1 protein-coding gene and 1 pseudogene are annotated in these 502 nt (G+C 67.7%); both read right to left on the reverse strand.

The genetic code is table 11. The features are described from left to right. Positions 1-219, reverse strand: a pseudogene (locus NS355_RS17780) (cobyrinate a,c-diamide synthase); the annotation flags it as partial. Then, positions 216-502: SAM-dependent methyltransferase (locus tag NS355_RS17785; RefSeq protein ID WP_244489748.1), on the reverse strand; the 287-nt coding region annotated here is incomplete at its 5' end. The gene NS355_RS17785 and the pseudogene NS355_RS17780, both read right to left, overlap by 4 nt.

Raw genomic sequence — 502 nt, forward strand, 5'->3', positions numbered from 1 at the left:
GAGCGTGTCAAGCAGCGCGGCGGGCATCGCCCAGCCGTCGAGGTTGAATGAGGCCCGCCCGCACGCCGCGCGGTGGAAAGCGGGATCGATATAATCGGGACCGCTCTTGAACGGCTGCACCGCCAGCCCCGCATCGCGAAACGTGCGGAGCAGCCCCAGCATCACTGTCGTCTTGCCGGTGCCCGAGGCGGGCGCGGCGATCATCAGGCCCGGCGTCATGTCAGGCTGTTTCCGGGACGATAGCGGCGGTCATAGCCTTCCGCATACAGACGGCTCTCGGCGAAATCGCTTGGGGCGAGCACACGGCCGACCAGGATCAGCGCGGTCCGCTCGGGGCCATCGGCGGCGGCCTCTTCGATGGTGGACAGTGTCGCGCGGACGATCCGCTGTTCGGGCCAACTGGCACGCCAGACGATCGCGACCGGGCAATCGGCACCGTAATGCGGGGTCAGAGCGGCCACCACCTTCGCCAGATTGTGGATCGACAGATGGATGGCCAGCG

This window comes from Sphingomonas yabuuchiae (genome assembly GCF_001477495.1).
Classification (GTDB): Bacteria; Pseudomonadota; Alphaproteobacteria; order Sphingomonadales; family Sphingomonadaceae; genus Sphingomonas; species Sphingomonas yabuuchiae_A.